The following is a 23,821-nucleotide window of genomic DNA, read 5'->3' on the forward strand; positions in this document are numbered from 1 at the left end:
ATGATAGCGGATAATGAAGTCGGTTTCAATCAGAACTAGCAAATTTTTCTTAATGAAAATTGACAATTTAAGGTTAATTAGGCATACTGGGAATACACAGCGTATCCGCTTACATAAATTGAAGGGAATAATTATTCATGGATAAAAACACTGAAAATATGTTAGCTGGGAAGCCTTATCGTCCTGGAACACCGGAACTCAATAAGTTTTCTCACCTTGCTCATCGTCTTTGTCGTGACTATAATTTAACAACTGATGAAGATACTGTTGAACGAGGAATGATTATTGATCGCCTATTTCCTCAGCATGCTGACGGAATATATCTTCAAGGACCAATTCATATCGATTACGGTCGGTTTACTAAAATAGGTAAGAATTTCTATGCTAATTTTAACTTTACTATTTTAGATACATGTCCTGTTACTATTGGAAATAATGTAATGTGCGGTCCAAACGTCTCGATCATTACAGCCATGCATCCTCTCATGTATCAGCAGCGTAATATTCGTCAACAAGCTGACGGTCAGTTCGATGACGTTGAATATGGCAAACAAGTTACAATTGGCGATAACTGTTGGCTTGCAAGCAATGTAACAGTTTGTCCGGGTGTAACAATCGGCAATGGTTGCGTTATCGGGGCAGGTACTGTCGTTACTAAAGATATTCCTGATAACTCCCTTGTCCTTGGTGTCCCAGGCAAAGTAATTCGTCCCATTACTGAAAAAGATCGCTTAGGAAATTTCCCTTATTAAATAATAATTTCGATATTAAAAGACCTTCATCAAAATCCGATGAAGGTCTTTTTAAGTTTAGTTTTAATATAATTTAAGCAAAAATAGTTAAAATACTTCCGGCAACAATAAAGATGATTCCGGCAATTGTAAATGACATTTCTCGCCGAGTCTTGTGTTCATGAAGAACTAAGATACCACCAATTGTTGCAATAATAACGTTCATTTGTGTAAAGACAAAGGCTGTATTAATTCCTAATGCCCGTCCAGCAAAGATATAAGCTAAGGCAGCAATTCCCCAAGAAATACCACCCCAGATATTGAGATATTGCTTCTTTTGCTTAAAGGAGTCAATATTACCTGAACAAATAGCATAAATAACAGATCCAAGTAAAATCCCAAGCATTTCTGGAAGGAAGATTCCTAAAGAACTATCATTAGCAATCATTGGCATCTTGGGGAATGCTGAGTAAACCCAGTAACCAATAGAAGTAATTAATAAAAAAAGGAAATTCTGAACAGTAATTTTCTTTCCGCTGCTCTGATCAGTAACAGAGGTCATCAAAGCACCAACAATAACAATTGCTAAAGCGATAAAACCAATAGTAAGGGTACGTGCTCCACGCCATTCTCCAAAGATAATAACCCCAATCAAAGAGTTACCAACTAATTGAAGTACTGTTGATAGGGGAATCGTGTTTGAAACACCCATCCGCTTAAATGAAACGAATTGTCCAATTTGACCAATTGTCCATAAAGCACCACACAGTACTGAGAACCAGAATCCAGTCGTTGTAACAGTTGGATGACCGATAATAAATGCAACCAACCCAACAATCGTAGCACCGGCACCAATACCAAACATTTGGTTAATCGTTGAACCACCGATCTTACCAGTGATCAGTGGCATAATTCCCCAACCAATCGCAGGGATTAAAGCAAGTAAGTAGTTCATAAAAAATTCTCTCCTATCAATCCGTAATATTATTACGAGATATAAGTGTATCATATGGTAAACGCTTTCACAAGCGCTTTCTTTAAATCTCTTTGGATTATAAAAATTGGTCTACAAAAAATAAACACTTTATTATCACAGTTAAAGCGTTTCACTTAAATCATTGGCTTACTTTTTGTCTTTATTATTTGTAGGTTGAATATTATGAGGAGCGTATTCACGATCAGGGAAAAAGATTGTAAATGTCGTCCCTTTACCATACTGACTTTTTACATCAATTTTTCCGCCATGAAGAAGAACTAACTGCCGCACAATTGCAAGTCCCAAGCCAGATTCTCCGTACTTAGTATTCATCCGTGAACGATCAGCTTTATAGTATCGTTCCCAGATATTTTCAAGTTGTTCAGGAGTCATCCCAATTCCATTATCTTGAACTACAAATTGACTTCCCTTTTCCACACGTTTTCCCCGAATGTCAATAATTCCGTTATCAGTGAATTGGATTGCGTTTTGAATGATATTGAACATAATCTGTACAAACCGATCATAGTCTGCATATACCCGTAAATTCTTTTCTACATCCAAGTGCAGAGTATCCTTTTTCTCTTTTGCCTTTTTCGCTAACTGCTCTCGTAAATTTTCGAGTACTGCCGATGCATCAAATACTTTCCGTTCCATCGCAATTTGGTTAGTGCGAATCTTTTCATAATCCAAATTATCATTGACCAAGCGAATTAAACGCCGCGTATCATTTTGCATTAACTGGATACTATGCTTTTTATCCTCTTCTGGAATCGCATCATACTGTAACCCTTCAAGAATTCCATTAATGGTTGTTAATGGCGTCCGCATTTCATGGGCTGCATTGGCCATAAATTGGCGTCTTCGCTCCTCTTGCCGGCGAATTTCTTGTTGCGATTCACGTAACGAAGCGGTCATTTGGTTAAAACTCCGACCGAGGTCTGCCACTTCATCACGCCCATTATCGTCCACTTCAACATTGTAATTTCCTTGCGCAATTTGGTGAGTAGCCATCCGCAATCGATCAATTCGTTTGGTAATTGACCGTGCCAAGAAGTAACTAACTGCAAGCGTTACAAGACTAGCAGTCAGTAGTGCCATTATTAAGTTAATCTTTATTTGGTGCATATTTTGCTCAATTGTCGAGACGAAAGTTGCAATCGAAACTACCGCAATCATCTTTCCTTTATAGAAGTATGGTCGTGAAACTTCGGTCATTCGTGGAGAAACACCTTTTGATACTCGTGAATTAATTTTAGGAGTAATTAGTTTAGTACAAACAGTTTCTCCCTTTTTTAACTTTTTCCAATCATTTTTACTCATACTAGGAGCAAAGCCGTTACTGGCAAAAATTTTCCGATGAGTTGTATCATAAATTGCAAAGTGAACATTTTGCCGTGTTAAAAGATTGGCATTGCTATTTAACGATTCTGTAGCAAACCCTTCAAAACTTTGGGTTGCCATATTGTAACGAATAGAATCCTGAATTAAACTATCAGAATAACTTTTCAATTGTTGCCACGTATTATGATACATAGTGTTATTAGTTACATTTATAAACGAAATACTAACAATCACCATTAGCGTCAGAATAATCGCAAAAAATGAAAGCATCAACCGATACATTAATTTCATTAGTCGTTACCCTCGTCATCAAACTTATAGCCGACCCCCCATACAGTCTTAATTACTTGAGGTCCAATATTTTCTAACTTTTGCCGTAACTTTTTAATATGAGCATCAACAGTTCGCTCATCACCATAATATTCATAATCCCATACTAATTGTAAAAGTTGTGAACGGGTGAATACTTGACGTGGTTTAGAGGCAAGCGTCTTTAATAAGTCAAATTCTTTAGGTGTCAAGTCACCGACCGGTTTTCCATATAAGAATACTTCTCTTGTCTTAGTATTCATCTTAAAGTTCTTTGTTTGAATATCGAATGTATCATCACTATCAGTATCTTGAACATCCTCAAGTTTGTTTAAATGTGTTCGCCGATAAAGGGCCTTGATCCGCGCAATTAAAGTAATCGTACTAAATGGTTTGGTTACATAATCATCAGCACCAATTTCCAATCCCAATACCTGATCACTTTCAGTATCACGAGCTGTTAACATAATTAAAGGAACTGTTGGTGATACCCGTCGAACATCAGCTGCAACCTGCATTCCATCCTTTTTAGGAAGATTAAGGTCTAGCAAAATAATATCCCATTTATGAGGGTCAGCGTTAAACTTTTCTTCTGCTTCCACGCCATCATAAGCAAATTCATAGTGCCATTTTTCTTTCTTAAAAAACATTGCCATCATTTCACAGACAGAATGATTATCCTCAATCATTAATATTTCCATTTAATTCATTCCTTTATATTTTATCTGAACTTTATTTACTAATTTTTACATGAGAATATCTTCTTATGAAACCCCACTAATTATCCTAATATTTAGTATTAAAAAAGACTGCCATAAACCAATGGCAGTCCTTATAGGCATATAGTGGAGATGACGGGAGTCGAACCCGTGTCCAAGCATATCGCCATTTCAATCTCTACGTTCATATCTCAACTATTTAGATTTCACTAACCAAAACGCCGTTGATCAGGGCAACTATGGTTAGCTAGCTTGATTAATCTCTTCTTATTACTTCAAACGGGAGTAACAAGCGTAGTCCACTAATTATAAAACCCATTGCCGCACCATGGACGAACCCGGAATGGATCTACGCGCGCTACTTGTTAGGCAGCGTATGCGTAAGAGTTTGAATTATTGTTTGCAGTTATAATTTAAAACTGAGCGTTTTTACGAAGACGCAACCTTCGAAACGCAATTGAAACTCGACCTATACCTGTCGAATCCATAAACATCCCCATAAGAGGTACACCTATTATACCACATTTGTATAAAAAAGCGAGACTATGAAGATTACCTTCTTAGTCTCGTTTTGCTTTGTCCTAATAATTCAGTTTAAATTTTAGTACCAGCCGTTAGCTTGCCAGTGAGCCTGAGCATTTTGCCATGAACCGTAACGACTCGCAACGTATTGGTCAGCAACCCGTTCTTGGTTAGCTGCTGAGTAGTCACCGTTAAGGTATGATGCTGATAATTGGTACTTACCAATATATTGACCGTTAGTAGCACCGTAGTTACCACCAGATTCACGAGCGGCAATCCAAGCCTTAGCAGCAGCTTCTGAACCTGAAGCATTTGAAGTATAGCTTTGGCTAGCTTGACTTTGAGCTTGTGCAGCTTGTTGTTGAGTAGCTTGAGTATTGTTATTAGCGACGTTTGCATTAGCTGCGTTTTGAGCGTTGTATTCTTGAATTTCACCATCGCTCTTGATGATTAACTTTTGGCCAACATAAATCTTGTTAATATCTTGAATGTTGTTCTTCTTAGCAAGATCATTAACCATACTGTTGTCTTTTGCGAATTTGTAAGAAATACCTGAAAGTGTGTCACCACTTTGTACGGTGTAAATAGTGTCAGCGTTAGCAGCAGTAGCCGTTGCACTAACACCTAAGGCCACTGCACCAAGAGTAGCAGATACTTTAGCAAAGTTTTTCTTAGAAATCATAAATTAAACAACCATCCTTTATTATTCAACAAATTATCTTTTCCGTTTCAACACCTTATATATTACACTCTTAATATTACTAAGCTGTAACAGCACCATTTCTATTTACTACTCCCCGTTGACTTTTTGTAATATTTCGTAATATAAGTTGTCAATTAATATGATTATAAAATCTGTAAGTCCTTGTGCTAGTTAGCTTTTAGGGCCCCATAACTTTTATTGAAAAGTCATTAAATTATACATAAAAAAGAGTATTTTTTTAGCAAAAAATTCATATTTGCGCCAAAAATACTCTTTATTTTACTTTTTATAACAATCTTTATTACAAAAGTGTTGCAAAATAACGTTCACAATACTTTGCAACCCCGTCATTATCGTTTGTATCTGTAATTGCTGTTGCCACTGCTTTAACGTTAGGAAGCCCGTTTTCCATTACGATTCCTTGGGCAGCTGCTTCAATCATTTCAAGATCATTATCAGCATCCCCAAATGTCATCAAATTACTAAAATCATCCCCAAAATGATCTAGTAGCGCCTTCAGTCCAACCGCCTTATTTAATTTTTTAGGTAAAAATTCCATTATCATTGGTTGAGATTGAACTGCATGATACTGCGCTTTAAGATCAGCTGGAAGTTCTCCTATAATAGTAGACAATTTTTCAGGGGTGATTGCCATTACAGCTTTACTATAAGTTTTTTCCGGCACATCACTCATTGGCAAAGATTGGAATTCAATATTCTTTAACACTGTCCGATAAATAGATCCTGGATAATCATTTAATTCGTATACCCGTTCAAAGTCTAAAACATTGAGGGGAATCTTTTTTCGTTTAACATAAGAAAATAGTGGCAGTAAATCACTCTTTTTCATCCCTAATTCAAAAAGATGTTCACGTGATTCATTATTAATAACTAATCCGCCATTAAACGTAACTGTGTAATCATCTGAATCAGTTAAACCAAGCTGTTCAATATATGGCCAAATTGCATTGATTGGGCGGCCAGTACAAAGCACTACCTTAATTCCCTCTTGATGTAATTGCTTTAGGACATGTTCATTACGTTGACTAATTTCTTTATTACTATTTAAAAGCGTATTATCTAGGTCTAGCGCAACCATCTTAATCATTTTCTTATTCCTTCTTTCGGATATTCCCCTGAATTATTTGTTGATTAAAGTCTTCAAAAAGTGTTAAAAACTGATCAGCACGATCTTCACCATAAATCTGAACCCAATTGGCAAAGCGGTGATTAATCCTTTGCCAAATCTCACTTTCAGCATCTTTGCCTTTTTTTGTTGCAACTAAGAACATTCGCCGTCGATCGGCTGGATCAGCTTTTTGTTCAACATATTTTTGTTGAAAAAGAACTTTTAATTGGCGAGAGACGGCACTCCTTGTTACTTGCCGTTGCTCGGCAATATCCATTAGTTTGATATTAGGATGGTTAATTATTTTTCGTAAAATCAAGAATTGTTCAAAAGATAAATTATATTCACTCGCTGGTTCGGAAATAAAGCTTTCGATGCCCTTTAATCCTGTTAAGTAAATATTGATAGCTTTGTCTAATAATTGATCTTCGTGTGTCATTACTAACCTCCTATTTTTTTGTCAAGATCTCCTTTGCGATTAGCCGTGCAAAATGATCATTTCCACTTGGTCCCATATGCACATTGTCACTTGCAAACCAATCAGAGTGTCCTTGACTTGCCTTATTCCAATCGACCACATGGATATTCTTATGCTTCTTTGCTAAATCTTTAATTTCGTTATTAACCGTTTGCTGCCATGGCTTTGTTGGAACATGAGCAGTTACCCAATAGATCTGGTGCCCAGAGCCAATCGTACTTAAAATATCGTCTAACGTATCTTGTGTCATAGGGCCGTTCGTTCCCAAATTCAAGACAACAATCTTATTTAAATGCCCATCTGTCTTTAATTGTTTGATAACATCAGGAGTTGCAGAACCTTGACGCCCAACTTGTGCATCAACATAAGTATTTGGCATTAATTTCTGAATACTATCTGCGGCATCAGCCATCACCGAATCACCGATGGCCGTTACCTTTAACTTCTGCGCTGCTTTTATTTGTGCAGGGGTTAAATCATACTGTTTCTGAAGCTTAGAAGTATTACCACTAGCTTCCGCAACATTATCCCCCTTTGCAATCTTCTTATTGTGTTCTTCAGCAGCCTGGTGGTTTTGCTCTATCCGTTGTTGAACCGCTGTTTTCTTTGGTGCACGGTTTGGTTGGCACAAACCGATAAATGCAATAACAACAACTAATGCACTTACCATCATTTTAGCCCCGCTTTGCCAACTAAAGTGATGCGTTTCTAACACATGCTGGAGATCAGCCGGTAATTTTGACCACTGATACTGAGCAAATGGGCGTTCAATTAACCGGTAAGAAACTTCACTTACTACTAAAATAATAATGATTTCTACTAATGCATTGAGAAGTGGATGATTGCCGACTTTGATTACTCGTTCATAAAAGACCATAACGGGATATTGATAAACATAAATCCCATAAGAACGCTGGCCAACCCAATGAAAAACCGGATTTGTAAACCACTTGTTCATCCCCGCACCTGGGTGAATGATAGTAGCCATTAATATCATTCCAATAAAACTATAGAGAAACATTCCCCCGCGGTAGGTAAAGGCGGACTGTCCATTCAATGAGAAAAAACCAACAATGGTCAAAACTGTTGCAATAATTCCTATAATATTAAGTAACCGGCGACTATTTGCCTGTAAATTAGGCCGAAGTCGATTTAATGGCCACGCAAGCCCTAACCATGAGCCAAGTAAAAGTGAAAAGGCCCGTGTATCGGTTCCATAATAAACCCGGTTGATATTTGCCGGATCGTAAAGAAGAGCCATTTCTATTGCTGACAATACAGCTAATATGAAAACTACCCGCCGCACATTCTGTAGCTTTTTAAAAACCGCAAACAATAACGTAATAATCAAAGGCCACAAAAGGTAAAATTGCGCTTCAACCCCTAATGTCCAAAGATGGGTAAAAGGTGAAACGCCACCAAACTGATCAAAGTAGGACTGCCCATGACTGATTTCCCACCAATTATATATCCAAGTTAAATTAGTAACAATTACTGCCCGAATGTTATGGAGTAGCTCTCGTGCAAATAATGTAATGTACGCTGTTGTTAAAATTAACATCGCAATTAATGTCGGATATAGTCTCCGAAACCTTTTTAGATAAAAATGCCCTAAATTAATATGACTACCATATTTAAGCTGCCGACTAAATTGATAGGTTACAAAATATCCAGAGACTAATAGAAAAAGCGGCACTCCTAAATAACCACCCATTAAAACATTGGGCAATAGGTGGTAAATAATAACTCCTAAGACAGCTAATGTTCGTAAGCCGTCTATCCCTGTAACGAAATAGTGCGACTTCATCCCCTGTGATGGATTAAAATTTGGCTTCATTGCCTAACCTCCACATTTTTATATCCATTTTTAGTACTACCAAATAACTCAGCTTCCTGGTTTACCCAATATGATTTTCTTTCAAGATCGTTTGAACAACCTCTTCAATCTCTGGGGGACGTTTCCATTCTTCCCAATGATCCATTGCTTCGGTTTGCATCTTATAGTGAGTATTTATAAAGTGTTCATATTTAATAACATTTTTAGAATGAGGGATATTTAGTTCTAAAATACGAACCTCTTTAATAAAATTCCGTTCAGCTGCTAATTCTGCACGGCCATTTTGAACCATATTACCAATTTCATAATATTTTGAGCCGTCATTACGGGTAATTTCCTCAATTAATGTTAACGTTTCGTGTTGTTCTTCCACGTTGTTCTTCCCCTTTCAACCCTTATCATTATAGCGAGTTTAAATAAAAAAATCACCGTCTAAAAGACGATGATCGGCATAAGAGAGAAAGAGAATTGATTAGAAGGTAATTATTTTATACCTTGCAACTATTATGGTAGCGTTTCCATAAAAGTAAGTCAACCCTTTTATTAAACAAATCTAAAGAAAATATCAAATTACTTTAAAAATAAAAAGAAGTTGAGAAATCAACTAAAGCTTCTCTAACTTCCTTTATAATTTTATTGAACTGTAACAGACTTTGCGAGGTTACGTGGCTTATCAACATCAAGTCCCTTACCAAGACTAGTGTAGTAAGCCAACAATTGTGCTGGAATTACGCTAAGAAGTGGTGTCAACACTTCATCGACATCGGGAAGAACGAATGTATCGTCCTCTTTTGCAAGGTGCCGTGAAACAATTGTAATTGCATTGGCCCCACGAGCCTGCGTTTCTTCAAGATTGCTCCGTGTTAAACCAGCAGTCCGATCTTGGGTAATGATTCCAATCACTGGAGTCTGATCTTCAATTAAAGCAATTGTTCCATGCTTCAATTCACCAGATGCAAAACCTTCCGCTTGAACGTATGAAATTTCCTTTAACTTCAAAGCAGCTTCAAGTGAAACTGACCAATCCATTCCCCGGCCAATGTAGAAGGCGCTTGGAGATTTAGAGAGGTAACGAGAAGCAATTTCTTCGACTTTCTTCTTACTATCAGTAATTGATTGCATACCATTAGCAACTAATCCTAATTGGTGCTTAACATCAAAGTCTTTAGCTGCTTGCTTATCCATGTAAACGCCTAATGCTTGAGCAAGAATAGCTTCGACAGCAATTTGGGCAGTGTAGGCTTTTGTTGAAGCTACGGCAATTTCTGGACCAGCGTAAAGTAATTCAGTGTAAGTTGCTTCACGAGAAAGCGTTGACTTGTCAACATTAGTAATTGTTAAGCTTGGCCAGTTATGCTTATTAACATTAACCAGTACTTCCCGACTATCAGCTGTTTCACCACTTTGACTTAAGAAGATAAAGAACGGCTTCTTAGAAAGGAGTGGTTGCTCATAAGCAAATTCTGATGAAATGTGAACAGATGTAGGAATTCCACAAAGTTTTTCAAAAATGCGCGCACCTACTAAGCCAGCATGATAACTTGTACCGGCACCAACGATGTAAAGGTGGTCAGCATCTGCCATATCTTTTAACATCTCTTCATTAATCTGTGCTACATCATTGTCACCAAAGTATTCTTGAACTAACTTCCGCATAACAGCTGGTTGCTCGTCAATTTCCTTTAACATGTAGTATGGGTAAGCACCTTTATCTGCGGCATTAGCATCCATATCAACCTTAAATGTTGGCCGGTCAATCTCATTACCATCAAAGTCTTTAACAGTAACGTGATCTGGCTTAACGATTACCAACTCGTGGTCACCGATTTCCATAAAGGTATTAGTTTCCTTAATCATTGACATTGCATCAGAACCAACCATGTTGTAACCATCAGCAATCCCAACTAATAATGGACTCTTATTTTTAGCAACAAATAATGTATCTGGTTGTTCTTTATCCATCAATACAAATGCATATGAAGAATCTGGGCTGATTAAACGAAGAACCTTAAGAAGGGCTGCTTCTGTTGACATTCCAGATTCAACTACAAATTTATCAACTAATTGAACAATTACTTCTGTATCAGTTTGACTAACAAATTTAACGTCAGATAAGTATTCTTTCTTTAAGTCAGCATAATTTTCAATTACACCGTTATGAACTAAGTAGAACCGTTCGTCTTGAGAGTATTGAGGGTGAGCATTGGCTTCATTTGGTTCACCATGAGTAGCCCACCGGGTATGGCCAATACCGGCTAAACCATGGACTTCTTCTCCAAGCGCCGCTTCTAGATTAGCAATCCGACCTGGCCGCTTTACAAGGTAATCATGTCCTTGTTGATCATTAACATAAACTCCTGCAGAGTCATATCCACGATATTCAAGACGCTTTAATCCATCAATTAGAATTGACAAACTCTTGTCAGTTCCTGTAACTCCAACAATTCCACACATAATTAAATTCCATCCTTTAAATAAAATTGGTATAGATAACTAGTGATTATCACTAGATCTAATCAACCGTATTGTATAGTACAGTTTTTAGATTATCTTGTCAATTATTTTATTAGATTGGTCTATATGATTTAAAATTTATTAAAAGATTAAAAAGCGAGACTAGAAGAATAAATTTTCTTCCAGCCTCGCTTTTTCACTTCTCAAGTTATTCTACTTCTAATTCCGCGCGGGCAACATCACCGATCCGTTCAACGTATTCATGAACTAATTCTGGCGTAGCTGCTTCAGCCATAATGCGCAAAAGAGGTTCAGTTCCACTAGGACGAACAAGAACCCGTCCGTCCCCGTTCATTTCCTTCTCGACTTGCGCAATAATTTCCTTTAATTTTTGATTTTCCATTGCAGTAGTTTTATCTGCTACCTTAATATTCAATAACTCTTGTGGATAAGTTGTTACATCATTTGCCAATTCAGCGAGTGTCTTCCCAGAGTCTTTAACTACAGACAAGAGTTGCAGTGCGGTAAGCATTCCATCCCCAGTTGTATTGTGATCTAAGAAAATAATATGTCCTGATTGTTCACCACCAAGGTTATAACCATTTTTCAGCATTTCCTCAACAACATACCGGTCACCAACCTTAGTCTTAACACTCTTTAAGTTGTGCGCTTCTAAAGCTTTGTACATTCCCAGATTACTCATCACAGTTGTAACTACTGTATCTTTCTTAAGTAATCCCTTCTTATCCATGTACTTACCACAGATATACATAATCTTATCACCGTCAACAATATTTCCCTCATTATCAACAGCAATGCAACGGTCACCATCACCATCAAATGCTACTCCAAGATCAGCATTATTTTCCACAACCGCTTTTTGGAGGCTCTCTGGGTGAGTTGATCCACAATTTAGGTTAGTATTTAAGCCATCTGGTTGATCATTAATTGGAATAAAGTCCACATTCATATCAGCAAAAAGATTAGAGATAAAGCCACTTGTTGCACCATTAGCAGCATCAACTACCACTTTTAATCCTTCAAGATCACTTGAAACAGTTTGTTCCAAGAATGAAGTGTACTTTAATGCTCCCTCATGATAATCAGCAACTGTTCCTAAGCCTGCATCAGATGGTCGTGGCAACGTATCTTCTTCAGCATCTAGTAATTGTTCAATTTCATATTCCAATTCATCGGATAATTTAAATCCATTACCACCAAAATATTTAATCCCGTTATATTTAATTGGGTTATGACTAGCAGTAATCATAACTCCAGCATCAGCTTCTTGTGCCCGAACAAGGTAAGCAACCCCGGGAGTAGTGACAACCCCTAGCCGTAAAACTTCAATACCAACGGATAATAATCCAGCAATCAATGCATTTTCTAGCATTTCACCTGAAATTCGTGTATCACGAGCAACTAATACTTGAGGTTGTTTTCGTTCTGAGTGCCGAGTAAGGACATATCCACCTGCGCGACCAACACGGAACGCCAATTCTGGACTTAAATCTTGATTTGCAACTCCACGAACTCCATCAGTTCCAAAATATTTTAACTTCATTTCACTTCTCCTCTATGTGTATCTTTATTATTGATTTCGACTACTTGAACTTGAATCTTCATTACTTATGCTGCTTGAAGATTGGGATGTTTCAGATGAAGAATCTGAAGAGTCATTTCGCGATGTTGCTCTTGAATTACTCTTTGCTTCTTCACTCTCTTCACTACCACTACTACTTGATGAACTATCATTTGAACTGCTGCTTTGTGAACCCGCAGAAATAGGAATAGAAACATTAGTAGTAGTTGGTGAAATCACAACATTAAGTGTTTGACCATTCCGATCAATTGCTTGTAGTGTTACCTGTCGTGCAATACTATCCTTTGCATCGTGCGGAATTGCTACAAAAGCAACAATTCGATTTACTTTATTAACTTCATCTCGTGAACCAGTAACTTGGACAGTCTGAATATCACTATGTGGACGTCCAAGCTTATAGCCATTATCCAAATCTCTAGTACTCAAACGAATAGTTACTTTCATTGTAATCGTCTTGCGTGGTTGAATATTAACATTAATATATTGTGGCTCAATTTTAGAAGTTAATTCTGAATTTAACCCACTCGTTTTTAACTTTACTCGGTGTTTACCAGGAGTCAAGTCAGACAAATCCGCATACACCTTAAAATTTTGAGTATTAGAGGTAGTTGTAACCAATGCGGAAGGACCGGTTACCTTAACCTTAACATATTGAGGATACCCGCTGACAATATACTTATTATTATCAATTGTTACATCAAGGGGCATTCGAAGGGTAACGGATTTATTCGACATTAAAGCACTACTCTGGTTATTATTCCGAGTATTTTGACGAAGGAAGCCGCTTTTGCTCCCATTTACATACATGAATAGAAAGAGTGCTAGGATTAACGAAATAATTCTCAAAAACCATTTCCGGCGAAAGAAGCCTTTAGTGTCCTTGCCCATGACGGCCACCTCCTTTACGTTGAAACTTAGCATAAAGTTCTGTTACCAAGTTTTCGTGTTGAGGCTCATGCGTATACAACTGAGCACGTAAGAACTTTAGGTATTCATCTCGCGACATGTTTCGAATTAATTCATTATCTTTCGTAATTGAAACTTCGCCGGTTTCTTCTGAAATAACAATTGTTAATGCATCTGTCACTTCACTAATTCCGACAGCAGCCCGATGTCGTGTCCCTAATTCTTTAGGAATCAATTTACTATCAGACAGAGGAAGATAAGCAGCCGCTACTGCAATCCGATTATTTTTTATAATCACTGCTCCATCATGTAAGGGCGTATTAGGAATAAAAGTATTAATAAGTAATGCCCCTGAAATATCAGCATCGAGTGGAATACCTGTTTCAATATACTCTTCTAGACCAGTCTTCATTTGAATACTCATTAAAGCACCAATTCTTCGCTTTGACATGTACTGAATCGCTTGGTCTAATTGCTTAATCATATCTTCTTCTTTCTCATTTGCTGTTTGATTATGAGTAAAGAAAGTTCCTCGACCAAGGTGTTCCAGTCCGCGCCGAATCTCTGGCTGGAAGATAATGACAATTGCAATAACACCCCAGTTGATAATCTGGTCCATTACCCACGAAACAGTACTTAAACCAACATACCAACTAACAATCTTAACCAAAATAATGATCAGAATACCACGAAATAGTTGGACAGCTCTTGTACCACGAATCAACATTAATAACTCGTAGATTAAAAACCAAATTACTAAGATATCAATTAAGTGAATCAGATTCTGCCATGTTAGAAGCGAAATTATAAATTGCATCGCATTCACCATCCTCTAAATCACGTTCATATTATATCATTTCATTTCGTGTTTAGCTTAATCTAGAAAAAAATTACTTTAAAGTTTTGGAAATAAATAAAGGCTCAGCTGATTAAATAACCGCTGGGCCTTTAATATTAAATTATTTCCTGGGAAATTTTAGTGTTCTTGCACTTCATTTGGATGAGCCTTTTCCCAACGGTGCTCAGTCCAGAAGTAAATAGTGATAAGTGCGAAACAAATTGCTGGGACAATGAATGATAACTGCATTGAACCAGTTAAATCTGATACCCGTCCTTGAATTGTTGGAACAATTGCCCCACCAATTAAGGACATAACGATAAATGCACCACCAGTTTCGGTGTACTTCTTTTCATGAATTTGATCAAGGGTATGAGCATAGATCGTTGGCCATTCTGGTCCAAAGAAGAAACTAGTTGCGATTGCCGCAATTACCGCTGTGATGTTAGGAACAGTAAAGGTAATTACTAATGAAATTGTTCCAAGTAATGAGAACCAAGTTAATACCTTAGTAATTGAGTAACGGTCAAGGAACCAGTTTGCAACTAACTTACCAAAGAACCAAGCGATGTAACTATAGATCATGAAAGTTGAAGCAGCTGCATCAGAAATATGAGAATCAAGGCGTAATGCTAACCGAATAGTGAATGACCATACAGTCGTTTGCATACCAGCATAAATAAACTGACAGAGAACCCCTTTCATGTACCGCTTATTGTGGAATAAGTAGTTGAAAGTTTCGCCAAGTGATGGTTGGTCTTCTTTAGTTTCAGAACCAGTTGAGAAGGCCTTAGCGCGAGGCATCTTAGTAACTGCCAAAACGATAAAGATGATGATTAAAACAATCAAGATGTACTTATAAGGCTGCAAAGTCAATTGAAGCAAGTGTTCATTGTAAGCTTCTGCCTCAGATTTTGACATCTTAGCAACCTTGTCGGCAATGTTTCCACCTTCACCGAAAATAAGGCACTTACCAAGAACGATTCCCATGATATCACCAAGAGGAATCAAAACATTAGCAACGTTTAACCGTTTGTTAGCAGTTTCTTTTGGTCCAAACATCGTTGCATACGTATCACAACTAGTTTCAAGAAAACTCAAACCAATAGCAATAGCAAAAATAGCAACTAAAAACATACTATAAGTAGCAACATGTGAAGCTGGGAAAAACATTCCACAACCAATAATATAAAATAATAGCCCAATAAGAATTGCTAACTTATATGATGTCTTCTTAATAAGAATTGAAGCCGGAATTGCCATTAAGAAATAACCACCGTAAAAGGCACTTTGAACAAAGGCCGTTGCAGTATCATTTAAGGTGAAAACCGTCTTAAATTGTGTAATCAAAATATCATTAAGACTGGCCGCTGCTCCCCATAATGGGAAGATTAAACATAAAATAACAAATTGGAACATTGGTGTCCGACTTAAATAACCGTCTGACAGTTGAACCCAACTTTGTCCCTTATCTTTTTTTACTTCATTTTCCATAAAAAACTAACCCCTAATATTAAAATGTTACGCCTGATTCAAGGATAATGTTTGAGTATGGCGTCATTTCCCCTGTCCGAATAAAGGCATGCGTCTTAGCAAGACTCTTCTTAAGCTCACTATGAGGCATAAATGCAATCTCAACATCTGGTAATGCCTTCTTAATATTTTCAAGTTGTTCTGGATTTTGATCCTTGATTTCTTCAGCTAAGTAAATCTTTTGAACCTTCATTTCCTTAAGAACATTATTCAATACGTCCATAAAGCTTGGCAATTCCTTATCAACAGCCAAATCAATCTTCTTAGTACCAAATGGAACGGGCATTCCGGCATCACCAATTGATAACCAATCCATATGTCCCATATTAGCCACGACAGCTGAAACTTCTGAATTAATAATCCCTGTTTTCTTCATGATAGTACTCCTTAATTTTCTGCTAATGCTTTTATAACCGCATCATGGTTTGGAATAGAAGGCATTGCTCCCATTTGTTGGACAGTCAAACTAGATGCTCGTTGTGCGTAGACAAGTGCCTTGTCAACATTTGATAAGTCCTTTTCTAATTGTGAACTTAATGCACCAAGGAATGTATCACCAGCTGCTGTAGTATCAACTGCCTTAACCTTAAATGCTGGAACTAATCCATGAGCTGTAGGTGTAGAGTAAAATACTCCTTTTGAGCCTAAAGTAATCAAAAGGTGCTTAACTCCCCGTTCACGGAAGTAATCAGCACTCTTTAACATTGATTCTTCATCAGTAATTTCAATACCTGTTAATAAGGCGCATTCACTTTCATTAGGCGTAATAACATCTGTATATTTTAATAACTCTGGTAAAATCTCATGAGCTGGTGCTGGATTTAAAAGAGTAGTAACACCGTATTTTTTAGCTTGCTTAAATGCATCTAAAGCCACTTCTTGTGGTGTTTCAAATTGACTAATTAAAAAGTCAGCATCTTCTAAAACATCATCAATACCTGCAAGAACATCAGTGGTCATTGCTTGATTAGCACCGCCATATACCATAATGTCATTTTGACCATTAGCATCTAAAGTAATCGCAGCACTACCAGTGCCATGTAACTTGGCGTGTATCAATATGATCATCAGCCAATGATTCAAGCATGTAAGCTCCTTCTTTATCAGAACCAACTGCCCCAATAAAAGCCGTCTTGGCACCAGAGCGGGCTGCTGCAACTGCTTGATTGGCACCCTTACCACCAGGAGCAGAACTCTTACTTACTGCTGAAATGGTTTCACCAGGTTGAGGGAAGCGATCAACGTGATAAGTAGTATCAACGTTAATACTTCCTAAAACAACTACATTATTGCTCATAAATATACTCCTTACTTTGTGAATTTTTTCAAAAATGAGACTTAAATATCCTATCATATTTCGAAAGCGATTACAAAGTTATTTTTATCAGTCAGTGAATCGGTATACTTCAAAATCCTTTGGAATCGCTTTTCATCCATAATAATAATTTTTCAATGAGCAATTTGTGAGATTTTTTCATAATTAGCAAATAATAAGATCAATTAAATTATTTTTTCCCTTTTTAACGGCACCTAACTATTAAGTTAAATTCATTCATCACTTCACTATCTTTAAAATAATAAAAGTGCAAGCTTATTAATAATCTTTTAATAAACTTACACTTTATCTTTTTAATCTTGCCGGCCGATAATCCTTACTTCGGTTTCAAGATCAACACCAAATTTTTCTTTAACTGTCTTTTGGACATGATGGATAACATTTACGTAGTCTGCTGCGGTTCCATGGTCAATATTAACGATAAAGCCGGCATGCTTAGTCGAAACCTGCGCTCCACCTGAAGTATATCCTTGCAATCCAGCATCATGAATCAACTTTCCGGCATAATATCCTTCTGGCCGTTTAAAGACACTTCCACAAGATGGGAGATCTAATGGCTGCTTAGCCTCTCGCCGTTCATTTAGGTCGTCCATCCTTGCTTTGATATCATCATACTTACCCGGTTCCAAAGCAAACGTAGCATCTAACACGACGCCATTATTATCTTGAATACTGCTATGCCGATAACCAAAGTCCAATTCTTCATTAGTAAAGTGTTTGATCGTTCCATCGGGAAGCATTACGGTAGCCTCAGAAACAACATTTTTAGTTTCACCACCATATGCACCGGCATTCATGAAGACAGCCCCACCAATACTGCCCGGAATACCAGCAGCAAATTCTAATCCAGTAAGTTCACTATCACGGGCTGCCTCGGTTGTTGCAATATAAGATGCTCCTGCCTGTGCCGTTACCTTATTATCATGAACTTCAATTTTATTAAGCCGCGTAAGAATAATTGTTAAATCATCTATACCGCCATCGCCAACAATCAAATTACTGGCGTTTCCTAAAACCGTTAAGCCCATTTTATGCTCACGAACATAATCAACCAATTCTTTTACCTGGTCGACCGTTTCGGGAAAAGCCAACCAGTCAGCTGGACCTCCTGTTTTAGTATAGGTGTAATTCATTAATGGTTCATCTTGTTTAATTTCAATATCAGGAAATTCGTTCATCAAATTAGCCATTCTCTATTTCTTCCTTTTTTATATTTACTTTCAAGAGCTATTGTATCATTTTTCAAAAGTAAAAGTTTTGAAAAATGATTAGTTGATTGTAAAATAAAATTATCGACTTTTGCAAGGAGGATGTATGATGAATTTTATAGCAATGGACTTTGAAACTGCTAATGGTAAGCGTTACAGTGCATGTTCGCTCGCACTCACAATCGTTCGGAATGGACAAATTGCCGACGAATTTTACACCCTAATTAATCCTCATACTAAATTCTTTTGGCGTAATACACAGATCCACGGTATTCATGAACGTGACGTCCAAAATGCGCCTGATTTCCCAGAAGTATGGGAACATATCAACCAATTCTACACTCCTGATAAATTAGTTATTGCCCATAATAATCGATTTGATAATAGCGTTTTAAGGAATACGTTAGAACATTACAATATCGAAGTCCCCGCCTACCAGACGCTCGATACCGTTGCTTCAAGCCGCCAGTTGATTCCAGGATTAACAAATTATAAACTTAATACTGTTTGTGACGCGTTAAATATTGACCTTCATCACCACCATAATGCTCTTGATGATGCCCAGGCTTGCGCTAACATTCTGCTTTATCAAAGCAAGCATTTTACCCCACAACAGATTCAGCCCTTTATTAATTTAATCGGCTAAAGGAGATAATCATGACAGATATTAATCTTAAAGGTGGAAAACTAAGTATTGAACAACTTAATACTATTTTTGAAACCATCCCCGTAGAATTCGATTTCATTGATGAAAATGATATCATTCGCTGGTCATCAGCTAATCGGCATCGTTTATTCAAGCGAACGGATGCAGACTTAGGTAAACATGTGCTTGAGGTTCATCCCGGGCATAGTCAAGGCCATGTTAAGCAAGTACTTCATGATATGCATACCGGAGACCGTGATTCAATTAGCATTATGATCAAGCATCATGGTCAACCTGTAAATATTGCTTTTTACGCCTTACGTGATGATCAAAATAAATACCTCGGATGTGTAGAGGTAACACAAGACGTTAGTAAACAGCAAACAAAGGGATCCTTCTGGCGAAACATTATGCAAGTCCTACATAAAAAATAAACATATGTACAAAGAAAGAGGAAATAATGGCTTACTTTTCCATTGTTTCCTCTTTTTTATTATCGTATTGCATTTGCAGGACATTACGACCCTGCTCAACTGTTTTTCCTATTGTAACAAAGTGTAATTGCTGATAAAGATTAATTGCCGGAATATTATCCTCAAAAACTGTCAGGATCAAATTTTCTAAACTACTATAAGTATTAAACCAATACTCTGCTTCATCAACTAATAAGCGACCGATTCCGTTTCGCCAATACTTTTTCCGTACCACGACTCCTAATTCACCGGTTGTCGGTTGATGATCTAATACCATTACAGTAACCATCCCCACAATCTCTTCGCCGAGCATCGCAAGTAAAATAACACAATCATCAAATTGATTTATTAAATCGATATTTTTTGCTTCTGTCTTTTCACTAATCTCATTTAAATGCGGAACTAATACCGCGTCACTTTCAGTTGCAGTTACCCGTAAAAATTGCAAAACAGCCCCGGCATCCTCACTCGTTGCTAGCTTTATCGAAATGTCATCTGCCATTATCCCACCACGCTTTTTACAATTTGGTCAAAATGCTGTCCATGGGGTTCAAATTCCAGAACACGAGTATTATCATCATCTGTTCGCTTGAAGTGGATAGCTAAAAAGTCAGCTGGCAATTCATCTTCAACAAATTCAGCCCATTCAATAACTGAAACTCCATCACCATCAAAGTATTCTTCAAGTCCGAGATCTTCTGCTCCCCCATTTTCTAAGCGATATGCATCCATATGGTATAAGGGGAGACGGCCATCTTGATATTCATGAATAATTGTAAAAGTAGGACTTTTAATGATATCAGGAATTTCTAACCCTGCAGCCAATCCCTTGGTAAAAGTAGTCTTGCCTGCTCCTAAATCACCGTCTAAGACTAGCACATCCCCGGCAACTAATTGCTGACCAATTTTCTTTCCAAGGGCAATTGTTGCGTCCCGATTCGTTAACGTTAAGCTCTCCATAGTACTCTCTCCAAGTTTAAAATACTAGCCTTATTGTACCCATCTCATGTTTAAAAAGCAAAGGAAGTGGGACTAAACTCGCTTGCGAGTTTTTAGTCCCACTTCCTTTTCATCAATATTTACAATGCTTGTGCTGCGGTAATCATTGCAACCTTATAAGCATCATCTTCACTACATCCCCGTGAAAGGTCTGCAATCGGTGCGTTAAGTCCTTGAAGAATAGGACCAACTGCTGTAAACCCGCCAAATCGTTGCGCAATCTTGTAACCAATATTACCTGCTTCCAGACTTGGGAAAATAAAGACATTGGCATGACCAGCAACTTTTGAATCAGGGGCTTTAAGTTCACCTACTGATGGAACAACAGCAGCATCAAATTGTAGTTCACCATCAGCTGGTAAGTCGGGATCCAATTCATGAACTAGCTTAGCAGCATCCGCAACCTTGGTAACCATTTCGCCCTTAGCAGAACCCTTAGTTGAAAAACTAAGAAGCGCAACCTTAGGATCAATTTCAAATAAGCGAGCTGTTTCTGCACTTTGAATTGCCACTTCAGCCATTGTTGGCGCATCCAATTCAATATTAATTGCACAATCAGCAAAGATATAACGTTGATCGCCTTTAATCATGAGGAAAGCCCCACTAATTCGATGGGCACCAGGCTTAGTCTTAATGATTTGTAATGCAGGCCGAACAGTTGCCCCAGTTGAATGAACAGCACCAGAAACCATTCCATCAGCCTTTCCCATGTAAACAAGCATCGTTCCAAAGTAGCTCACATCTTCAAGCATCTTTTGAATTTCTTCAGGAGTATTCTTCCCTTTGCGCCGTTCCATTAATGAGTCAAACATTGCTTGCTTATCGTCTTCTGGATAAGTTGCTGGATCGATAATTTGAAGGCCAGCAAGATCAAAACCATTTTTACTTGCAACTTCTTTAATCGCTTCTTCATCACCAAGTAAAATTGGCTCTACTAAATTATCTTTCTTTAAACGGACAGCAGCTCCTAAAATCCGCTTATCTTCACCTTCAGGAAAAACAATGGTCTTGTTTTGTCCCTTAATCTTTGCAGCAATCTCATCAAATAATTCCATAATGCAAGTACCTCCTTATGGTCACTAAACATTTTAAAGTTGTGACTAACAATCACATCTTTAACGATAATTTGGTTTGGCAGGCAGTTGCCAATCAATTGGCTGTTCTCCCATTGCCTGAAGTGCTTCGTTTGTTTTAGAAAATGGTCGAGACCCAAAGAATCCACGGTTAGCAGATAATGGACTCGGGTGAGCTGATTCAAGAACGATATTTGTCTTCGTATTAATTAACTGTTTCTTATTTCGAGCAGCCCGTCCCCATAAGATGAACACAACTGGTTTAGGACGTTCAGATAAAGCATGAATCGCTGCATCTGTTAATTGTTCCCAGCCATGTCCACGGTGAGAATATGCTTGCCCTGCTCGCACTGTCAAAACCGAATTTAATAACAGGACGCCTTGATCAGCCCACTTCTTTAAATAGCCGTGATTTACCGGTATACAACCTAAATCACTTTGCAATTCTTTGTAAATATTCTGTAATGAAGGCGGGACCGGCACCCCAGGCAGTACTGAAAAACTACACCCATGAGCTTGGTTTGGTCCATGATAAGGATCTTGACCAAGGATAACAACTTTAACCTTACTAAAAGGAGTCCATTCAAATGCTTCGAAAATATGATGCATTTCTGGATAGATCGTTTGATGGGTATATTCTTCTTTTAGGAAATTATGCAATTGCGCATAATATGCACTTTCAAACTGGGGCTTTAAAACTTCCCACCAGTCGTTATGAATTAATTGTTTCACGATTATTAGCACCTCGCCTATTATTTTAGCATAATTAAACATCATCATGGGATAAATTGGAAGCGTTTTTTAACTTAGAAGTTTCTTCACCAAATTTGCTAAGAAGCTGGTAAAATAAAAGGTAGATTATCAAAGAATGGTGGTGGCAAAGTGCGACAATTATATATTCGCGATCGTTCAAGTGATTTACATGGAACGACCGTCATTCGCGATAAGAATGGTAAATCGTGCTATCTTCTTGTCGGTAAATGGGGAATGAGGTACGATGTCCTATCATTATATGCAATTGATGGAGCCTTATTAGCTGAAGTGAAGCAATTAACTCTTGGACTGTTACCCAAATTCGCATTATATGTTAATCGGCAACGCGTTGGAACAATCGGAAAAGGTCTTGGGTTTGTTCAACAGGTTATTTATATTCGCGGTATTAACTGGATCGTTGTTGGTTCACCATTAACAAGCCGCTACCGTGTTTTTTCCGGTAGTCACTTAGTTTTTTCAATTCAACCTGTTAAACTATCAAGTGGATATTGTCATGAATTAAAAATAAATAAAAAAGAAGATGAACCTCTAGCAATTCTAATCGCTAGTATTCTCAACCATTGGGCTCGACGAAGCGAACAGGAACCATTATTAGCACGGTTGATAAAACGTTCTCCTAATCTTAATACCAGCATGTCATTTTCAATTAGCAATCAGTTAAACTTTAACTGTAAAGAACGCAGAAACAAATAGATTTTAAAGTGAAAAGCCTAGGTGAAAATTTGTGATTTTCACCTAGGCTCTTCACTTTAATAATGTTTCATAACTCGTTCAATTTCACGGTTTTGTTCACGACGCTTAATTGCTTCACGTTTATCGTACTGGTGTTTACCTTTGGCTAGTCCTAATAAAACTTTTGCATAGCCGTGTTTAATATACATTTTCAAGGGAATAAGCGTAACTCCCTTATCCTGTAAGGCTCCTACAAGCTTATTGATTTCCTTTTTGTGCAATAGCAACTTGCGATTTCTTAATGGATCTTGATTGAAGTAAGTCCCATTATCATACTCACTAATATGCACATTCATTAACCAAGCTTCACCGTTACGAACTTGGGCAAATCCATCTTTCAAATTCACCCGGTGAGCACGAACAGATTTTATCTCCGTCCCCGTTAAAACTAATCCTGCTTCAACAGTATCCGTGACAAAATAATCATGACGTGCCTTTTTATTTTGTGCAATTAAATTGTCATTATTTTCTTGATGGGATTTTTTTGCCATAATATCC

Annotated in this window: 24 protein-coding genes, 1 other RNA gene and 1 pseudogene; 4 read left to right on the plus strand and 22 right to left on the minus strand. The window is 37.6% G+C overall.

The features are described from left to right. The first annotated feature begins 137 nt into the window (after nucleotides 1-137). Nucleotides 138-752, plus strand: coding sequence for a sugar O-acetyltransferase (locus QOS06_RS04770; protein ID WP_003670408.1), 615 nt, complete (start codon nucleotides 138-140; stop codon nucleotides 750-752). A gap of 73 nt (nucleotides 753-825) precedes the next feature. Here the strand turns inward: QOS06_RS04770 and QOS06_RS04775 are convergent, their stop codons facing one another. The 17 genes and pseudogenes from QOS06_RS04775 to murB all read right to left on the minus strand — a co-directional run bounded on the left by QOS06_RS04775 (nucleotide 826) and on the right by murB (nucleotide 18,608). Then, a complete protein-coding gene (locus tag QOS06_RS04775) occupies nucleotides 826-1,686 on the minus strand; it encodes a GRP family sugar transporter (protein ID WP_013923962.1) in 861 nt (286 codons plus the stop codon). Nucleotides 1,687-1,854: 168 nt separating this feature from the next. Further along, nucleotides 1,855-3,342, minus strand: a complete 1,488-nt coding sequence (locus QOS06_RS04780; RefSeq protein WP_085650030.1) for a sensor histidine kinase — start codon at nucleotides 3,340-3,342, stop codon at nucleotides 1,855-1,857. Next, nucleotides 3,342-4,061, minus strand: a complete 720-nt coding sequence (locus tag QOS06_RS04785) for a response regulator transcription factor (protein ID WP_078009121.1) — start codon at nucleotides 4,059-4,061, stop codon at nucleotides 3,342-3,344. Before QOS06_RS04785 ends, QOS06_RS04780 begins: the two co-directional genes overlap by 1 nt. Before the next feature lie 142 nt (nucleotides 4,062-4,203). Then, nucleotides 4,204-4,577, minus strand: a transfer-messenger RNA (tmRNA) gene (gene ssrA / locus QOS06_RS04790). A 103-nt stretch (nucleotides 4,578-4,680) separates the two neighbouring features. Further along, on the minus strand, nucleotides 4,681-5,283 hold the full coding sequence (apf, locus tag QOS06_RS04795; protein ID WP_003670413.1) for an aggregation-promoting factor: 603 nt from the start codon (nucleotides 5,281-5,283) through the stop codon (nucleotides 4,681-4,683). A 322-nt stretch (nucleotides 5,284-5,605) separates the two neighbouring features. Beyond that, nucleotides 5,606-6,412 (minus strand): Cof-type HAD-IIB family hydrolase, encoded by an 807-nt coding sequence (locus tag QOS06_RS04800; protein WP_013923961.1) that lies wholly within the window; start codon nucleotides 6,410-6,412, stop codon nucleotides 5,606-5,608. Between the two features lie 4 nt (nucleotides 6,413-6,416). Beyond that, on the minus strand, nucleotides 6,417-6,872 hold the full coding sequence (locus QOS06_RS04805; RefSeq protein WP_003670415.1) for a MarR family winged helix-turn-helix transcriptional regulator: 456 nt from the start codon (nucleotides 6,870-6,872) through the stop codon (nucleotides 6,417-6,419). A gap of 10 nt (nucleotides 6,873-6,882) precedes the next feature. Next, nucleotides 6,883-8,748: an acyltransferase family protein gene (locus QOS06_RS04810; RefSeq protein ID WP_003670416.1), complete on the minus strand. Its 1,866-nt coding sequence runs from the start codon at nucleotides 8,746-8,748 to the stop codon at nucleotides 6,883-6,885. 61 nt (nucleotides 8,749-8,809) lie between these two features. Further along, nucleotides 8,810-9,121: a hypothetical protein gene (locus QOS06_RS04815; protein WP_003670417.1), complete on the minus strand. Its 312-nt coding sequence runs from the start codon at nucleotides 9,119-9,121 to the stop codon at nucleotides 8,810-8,812. Between the two features lie 260 nt (nucleotides 9,122-9,381). Continuing rightward, entirely contained in the window at nucleotides 9,382-11,202 is a 1,821-nt protein-coding gene (gene glmS / locus QOS06_RS04820; RefSeq protein ID WP_078009118.1) for a glutamine--fructose-6-phosphate transaminase (isomerizing), read from the minus strand. Between the two features lie 208 nt (nucleotides 11,203-11,410). Further along, nucleotides 11,411-12,766, minus strand: a complete 1,356-nt coding sequence (glmM, locus tag QOS06_RS04825; protein ID WP_003667497.1) for a phosphoglucosamine mutase — start codon at nucleotides 12,764-12,766, stop codon at nucleotides 11,411-11,413. A 27-nt stretch (nucleotides 12,767-12,793) separates the two neighbouring features. Continuing rightward, entirely contained in the window at nucleotides 12,794-13,693 is a 900-nt protein-coding gene (locus QOS06_RS04830; protein ID WP_152738143.1) for a CdaR family protein, read from the minus strand. Further along, a complete protein-coding gene (cdaA, locus tag QOS06_RS04835; RefSeq protein WP_003666462.1) occupies nucleotides 13,677-14,528 on the minus strand; it encodes a diadenylate cyclase CdaA in 852 nt (283 codons plus the stop codon). The genes QOS06_RS04830 and cdaA overlap by 17 nt, the downstream gene beginning before the upstream one ends. Before the next feature lie 159 nt (nucleotides 14,529-14,687). Next, nucleotides 14,688-16,043: an L-fucose:H+ symporter permease gene (fucP, locus tag QOS06_RS04840; RefSeq protein ID WP_152697419.1), complete on the minus strand. Its 1,356-nt coding sequence runs from the start codon at nucleotides 16,041-16,043 to the stop codon at nucleotides 14,688-14,690. 19 nt (nucleotides 16,044-16,062) lie between these two features. Further along, on the minus strand, nucleotides 16,063-16,458 hold the full coding sequence (rbsD, locus tag QOS06_RS04845; protein ID WP_098046458.1) for a D-ribose pyranase: 396 nt from the start codon (nucleotides 16,456-16,458) through the stop codon (nucleotides 16,063-16,065). A gap of 11 nt (nucleotides 16,459-16,469) precedes the next feature. After that, a pseudogene (rbsK, locus tag QOS06_RS04850) lies at nucleotides 16,470-17,379 on the minus strand (ribokinase). 332 nt (nucleotides 17,380-17,711) lie between these two features. Beyond that, a complete protein-coding gene (gene murB, locus QOS06_RS04855) occupies nucleotides 17,712-18,608 on the minus strand; it encodes a UDP-N-acetylmuramate dehydrogenase (protein WP_139561198.1) in 897 nt (298 codons plus the stop codon). A gap of 124 nt (nucleotides 18,609-18,732) precedes the next feature. Here murB and QOS06_RS04860 point away from each other — a divergent pair, with 124 nt between their 5' ends. Both QOS06_RS04860 and QOS06_RS04865 read left to right on the plus strand, forming a co-directional pair. Further along, the gene (locus QOS06_RS04860; protein ID WP_003667489.1) at nucleotides 18,733-19,272 is read left to right on the plus strand and encodes a 3'-5' exonuclease; all 540 of its coding nucleotides are present in this window, start codon (nucleotides 18,733-18,735) and stop codon (nucleotides 19,270-19,272) included. 11 nt (nucleotides 19,273-19,283) lie between these two features. After that, nucleotides 19,284-19,706 (plus strand): PAS domain-containing protein, encoded by a 423-nt coding sequence (locus QOS06_RS04865; RefSeq protein ID WP_003670424.1) that lies wholly within the window; start codon nucleotides 19,284-19,286, stop codon nucleotides 19,704-19,706. Between the two features lie 31 nt (nucleotides 19,707-19,737). Here QOS06_RS04865 and QOS06_RS04870 read toward each other — a convergent pair whose 3' ends face one another. The 4 genes from QOS06_RS04870 to QOS06_RS04885 all read right to left on the minus strand — a co-directional run bounded on the left by QOS06_RS04870 (nucleotide 19,738) and on the right by QOS06_RS04885 (nucleotide 22,549). Continuing rightward, nucleotides 19,738-20,247 carry a GNAT family N-acetyltransferase gene (locus tag QOS06_RS04870; protein ID WP_152726574.1) on the minus strand — a complete coding sequence of 170 codons (510 nt, stop codon included), beginning with the start codon at nucleotides 20,245-20,247 and terminating at the stop codon, nucleotides 19,738-19,740. Beyond that, nucleotides 20,247-20,705: a tRNA (adenosine(37)-N6)-threonylcarbamoyltransferase complex ATPase subunit type 1 TsaE gene (gene tsaE / locus QOS06_RS04875; RefSeq protein ID WP_152726573.1), complete on the minus strand. Its 459-nt coding sequence runs from the start codon at nucleotides 20,703-20,705 to the stop codon at nucleotides 20,247-20,249. The genes QOS06_RS04870 and tsaE overlap by 1 nt, the downstream gene beginning before the upstream one ends. Nucleotides 20,706-20,824: 119 nt before the next feature. Then, nucleotides 20,825-21,799, minus strand: a complete 975-nt coding sequence (pta, locus tag QOS06_RS04880) for a phosphate acetyltransferase (protein ID WP_003666452.1) — start codon at nucleotides 21,797-21,799, stop codon at nucleotides 20,825-20,827. Nucleotides 21,800-21,859: 60 nt separating this feature from the next. Continuing rightward, complete coding sequence (locus QOS06_RS04885; protein ID WP_035159745.1) at nucleotides 21,860-22,549, minus strand: uracil-DNA glycosylase; 690 nt, start codon at nucleotides 22,547-22,549, stop codon at nucleotides 21,860-21,862. A gap of 150 nt (nucleotides 22,550-22,699) precedes the next feature. Here QOS06_RS04885 and QOS06_RS04890 point away from each other — a divergent pair, with 150 nt between their 5' ends. Beyond that, entirely contained in the window at nucleotides 22,700-23,284 is a 585-nt protein-coding gene (locus tag QOS06_RS04890; RefSeq protein ID WP_102816876.1) for an LURP-one-related/scramblase family protein, read from the plus strand. Nucleotides 23,285-23,340: 56 nt separating this feature from the next. Here the strand turns inward: QOS06_RS04890 and smpB are convergent, their stop codons facing one another. After that, entirely contained in the window at nucleotides 23,341-23,814 is a 474-nt protein-coding gene (gene smpB / locus QOS06_RS04895; RefSeq protein ID WP_003666449.1) for an SsrA-binding protein SmpB, read from the minus strand. Nucleotides 23,815-23,821 lie beyond the last annotated feature (7 nt).

Origin of the sequence: Limosilactobacillus sp. DJ3M12 (genome assembly GCF_947381695.1) — a bacterium.
GTDB classification, from domain to species: Bacteria; Bacillota; Bacilli; order Lactobacillales; family Lactobacillaceae; genus Limosilactobacillus; species Limosilactobacillus kinnaridis.

Bases quoted from the DNA above. Each gene is read 5' to 3' on its own strand.
- glmM (WP_003667497.1), bottom strand. From the start codon at position 12,766: ATGAAGTTAAAATATTTTGGAACTGATGGAGTTCGTGGAGTTGCAAAT.
- QOS06_RS04800 (WP_013923961.1), bottom strand. From the start codon at position 6,412: ATGATTAAGATGGTTGCGCTAGACCTAGATAATACGCTTTTAAATAGT.
- pta (WP_003666452.1), bottom strand. From the start codon at position 21,799: ATGGAATTATTTGATGAGATTGCTGCAAAGATTAAGGGACAAAACAAG.
- QOS06_RS04865 (WP_003670424.1), top strand. From the start codon at position 19,284: ATGACAGATATTAATCTTAAAGGTGGAAAACTAAGTATTGAACAACTT.
- QOS06_RS04830 (WP_152738143.1), bottom strand. From the start codon at position 13,693: ATGGGCAAGGACACTAAAGGCTTCTTTCGCCGGAAATGGTTTTTGAGA.
- QOS06_RS04805 (WP_003670415.1), bottom strand. From the start codon at position 6,872: ATGACACACGAAGATCAATTATTAGACAAAGCTATCAATATTTACTTA.
- glmS (WP_078009118.1), bottom strand. From the start codon at position 11,202: ATGTGTGGAATTGTTGGAGTTACAGGAACTGACAAGAGTTTGTCAATT.
- apf (WP_003670413.1), bottom strand. From the start codon at position 5,283: ATGATTTCTAAGAAAAACTTTGCTAAAGTATCTGCTACTCTTGGTGCA.
- QOS06_RS04785 (WP_078009121.1), bottom strand. From the start codon at position 4,061: ATGGAAATATTAATGATTGAGGATAATCATTCTGTCTGTGAAATGATG.
- cdaA (WP_003666462.1), bottom strand. From the start codon at position 14,528: ATGCAATTTATAATTTCGCTTCTAACATGGCAGAATCTGATTCACTTA.
- murB (WP_139561198.1), bottom strand. From the start codon at position 18,608: ATGGCTAATTTGATGAACGAATTTCCTGATATTGAAATTAAACAAGAT.
- QOS06_RS04810 (WP_003670416.1), bottom strand. From the start codon at position 8,748: ATGAAGCCAAATTTTAATCCATCACAGGGGATGAAGTCGCACTATTTC.
- rbsD (WP_098046458.1), bottom strand. From the start codon at position 16,458: ATGAAGAAAACAGGGATTATTAATTCAGAAGTTTCAGCTGTCGTGGCT.
- tsaE (WP_152726573.1), bottom strand. From the start codon at position 20,705: ATGGAGAGCTTAACGTTAACGAATCGGGACGCAACAATTGCCCTTGGA.
- QOS06_RS04860 (WP_003667489.1), top strand. From the start codon at position 18,733: ATGATGAATTTTATAGCAATGGACTTTGAAACTGCTAATGGTAAGCGT.
- QOS06_RS04870 (WP_152726574.1), bottom strand. From the start codon at position 20,247: ATGGCAGATGACATTTCGATAAAGCTAGCAACGAGTGAGGATGCCGGG.
- QOS06_RS04775 (WP_013923962.1), bottom strand. From the start codon at position 1,686: ATGAACTACTTACTTGCTTTAATCCCTGCGATTGGTTGGGGAATTATG.
- QOS06_RS04770 (WP_003670408.1), top strand. From the start codon at position 138: ATGGATAAAAACACTGAAAATATGTTAGCTGGGAAGCCTTATCGTCCT.
- QOS06_RS04780 (WP_085650030.1), bottom strand. From the start codon at position 3,342: ATGAAATTAATGTATCGGTTGATGCTTTCATTTTTTGCGATTATTCTG.
- smpB (WP_003666449.1), bottom strand. From the start codon at position 23,814: ATGGCAAAAAAATCCCATCAAGAAAATAATGACAATTTAATTGCACAA.
- fucP (WP_152697419.1), bottom strand. From the start codon at position 16,043: ATGGAAAATGAAGTAAAAAAAGATAAGGGACAAAGTTGGGTTCAACTG.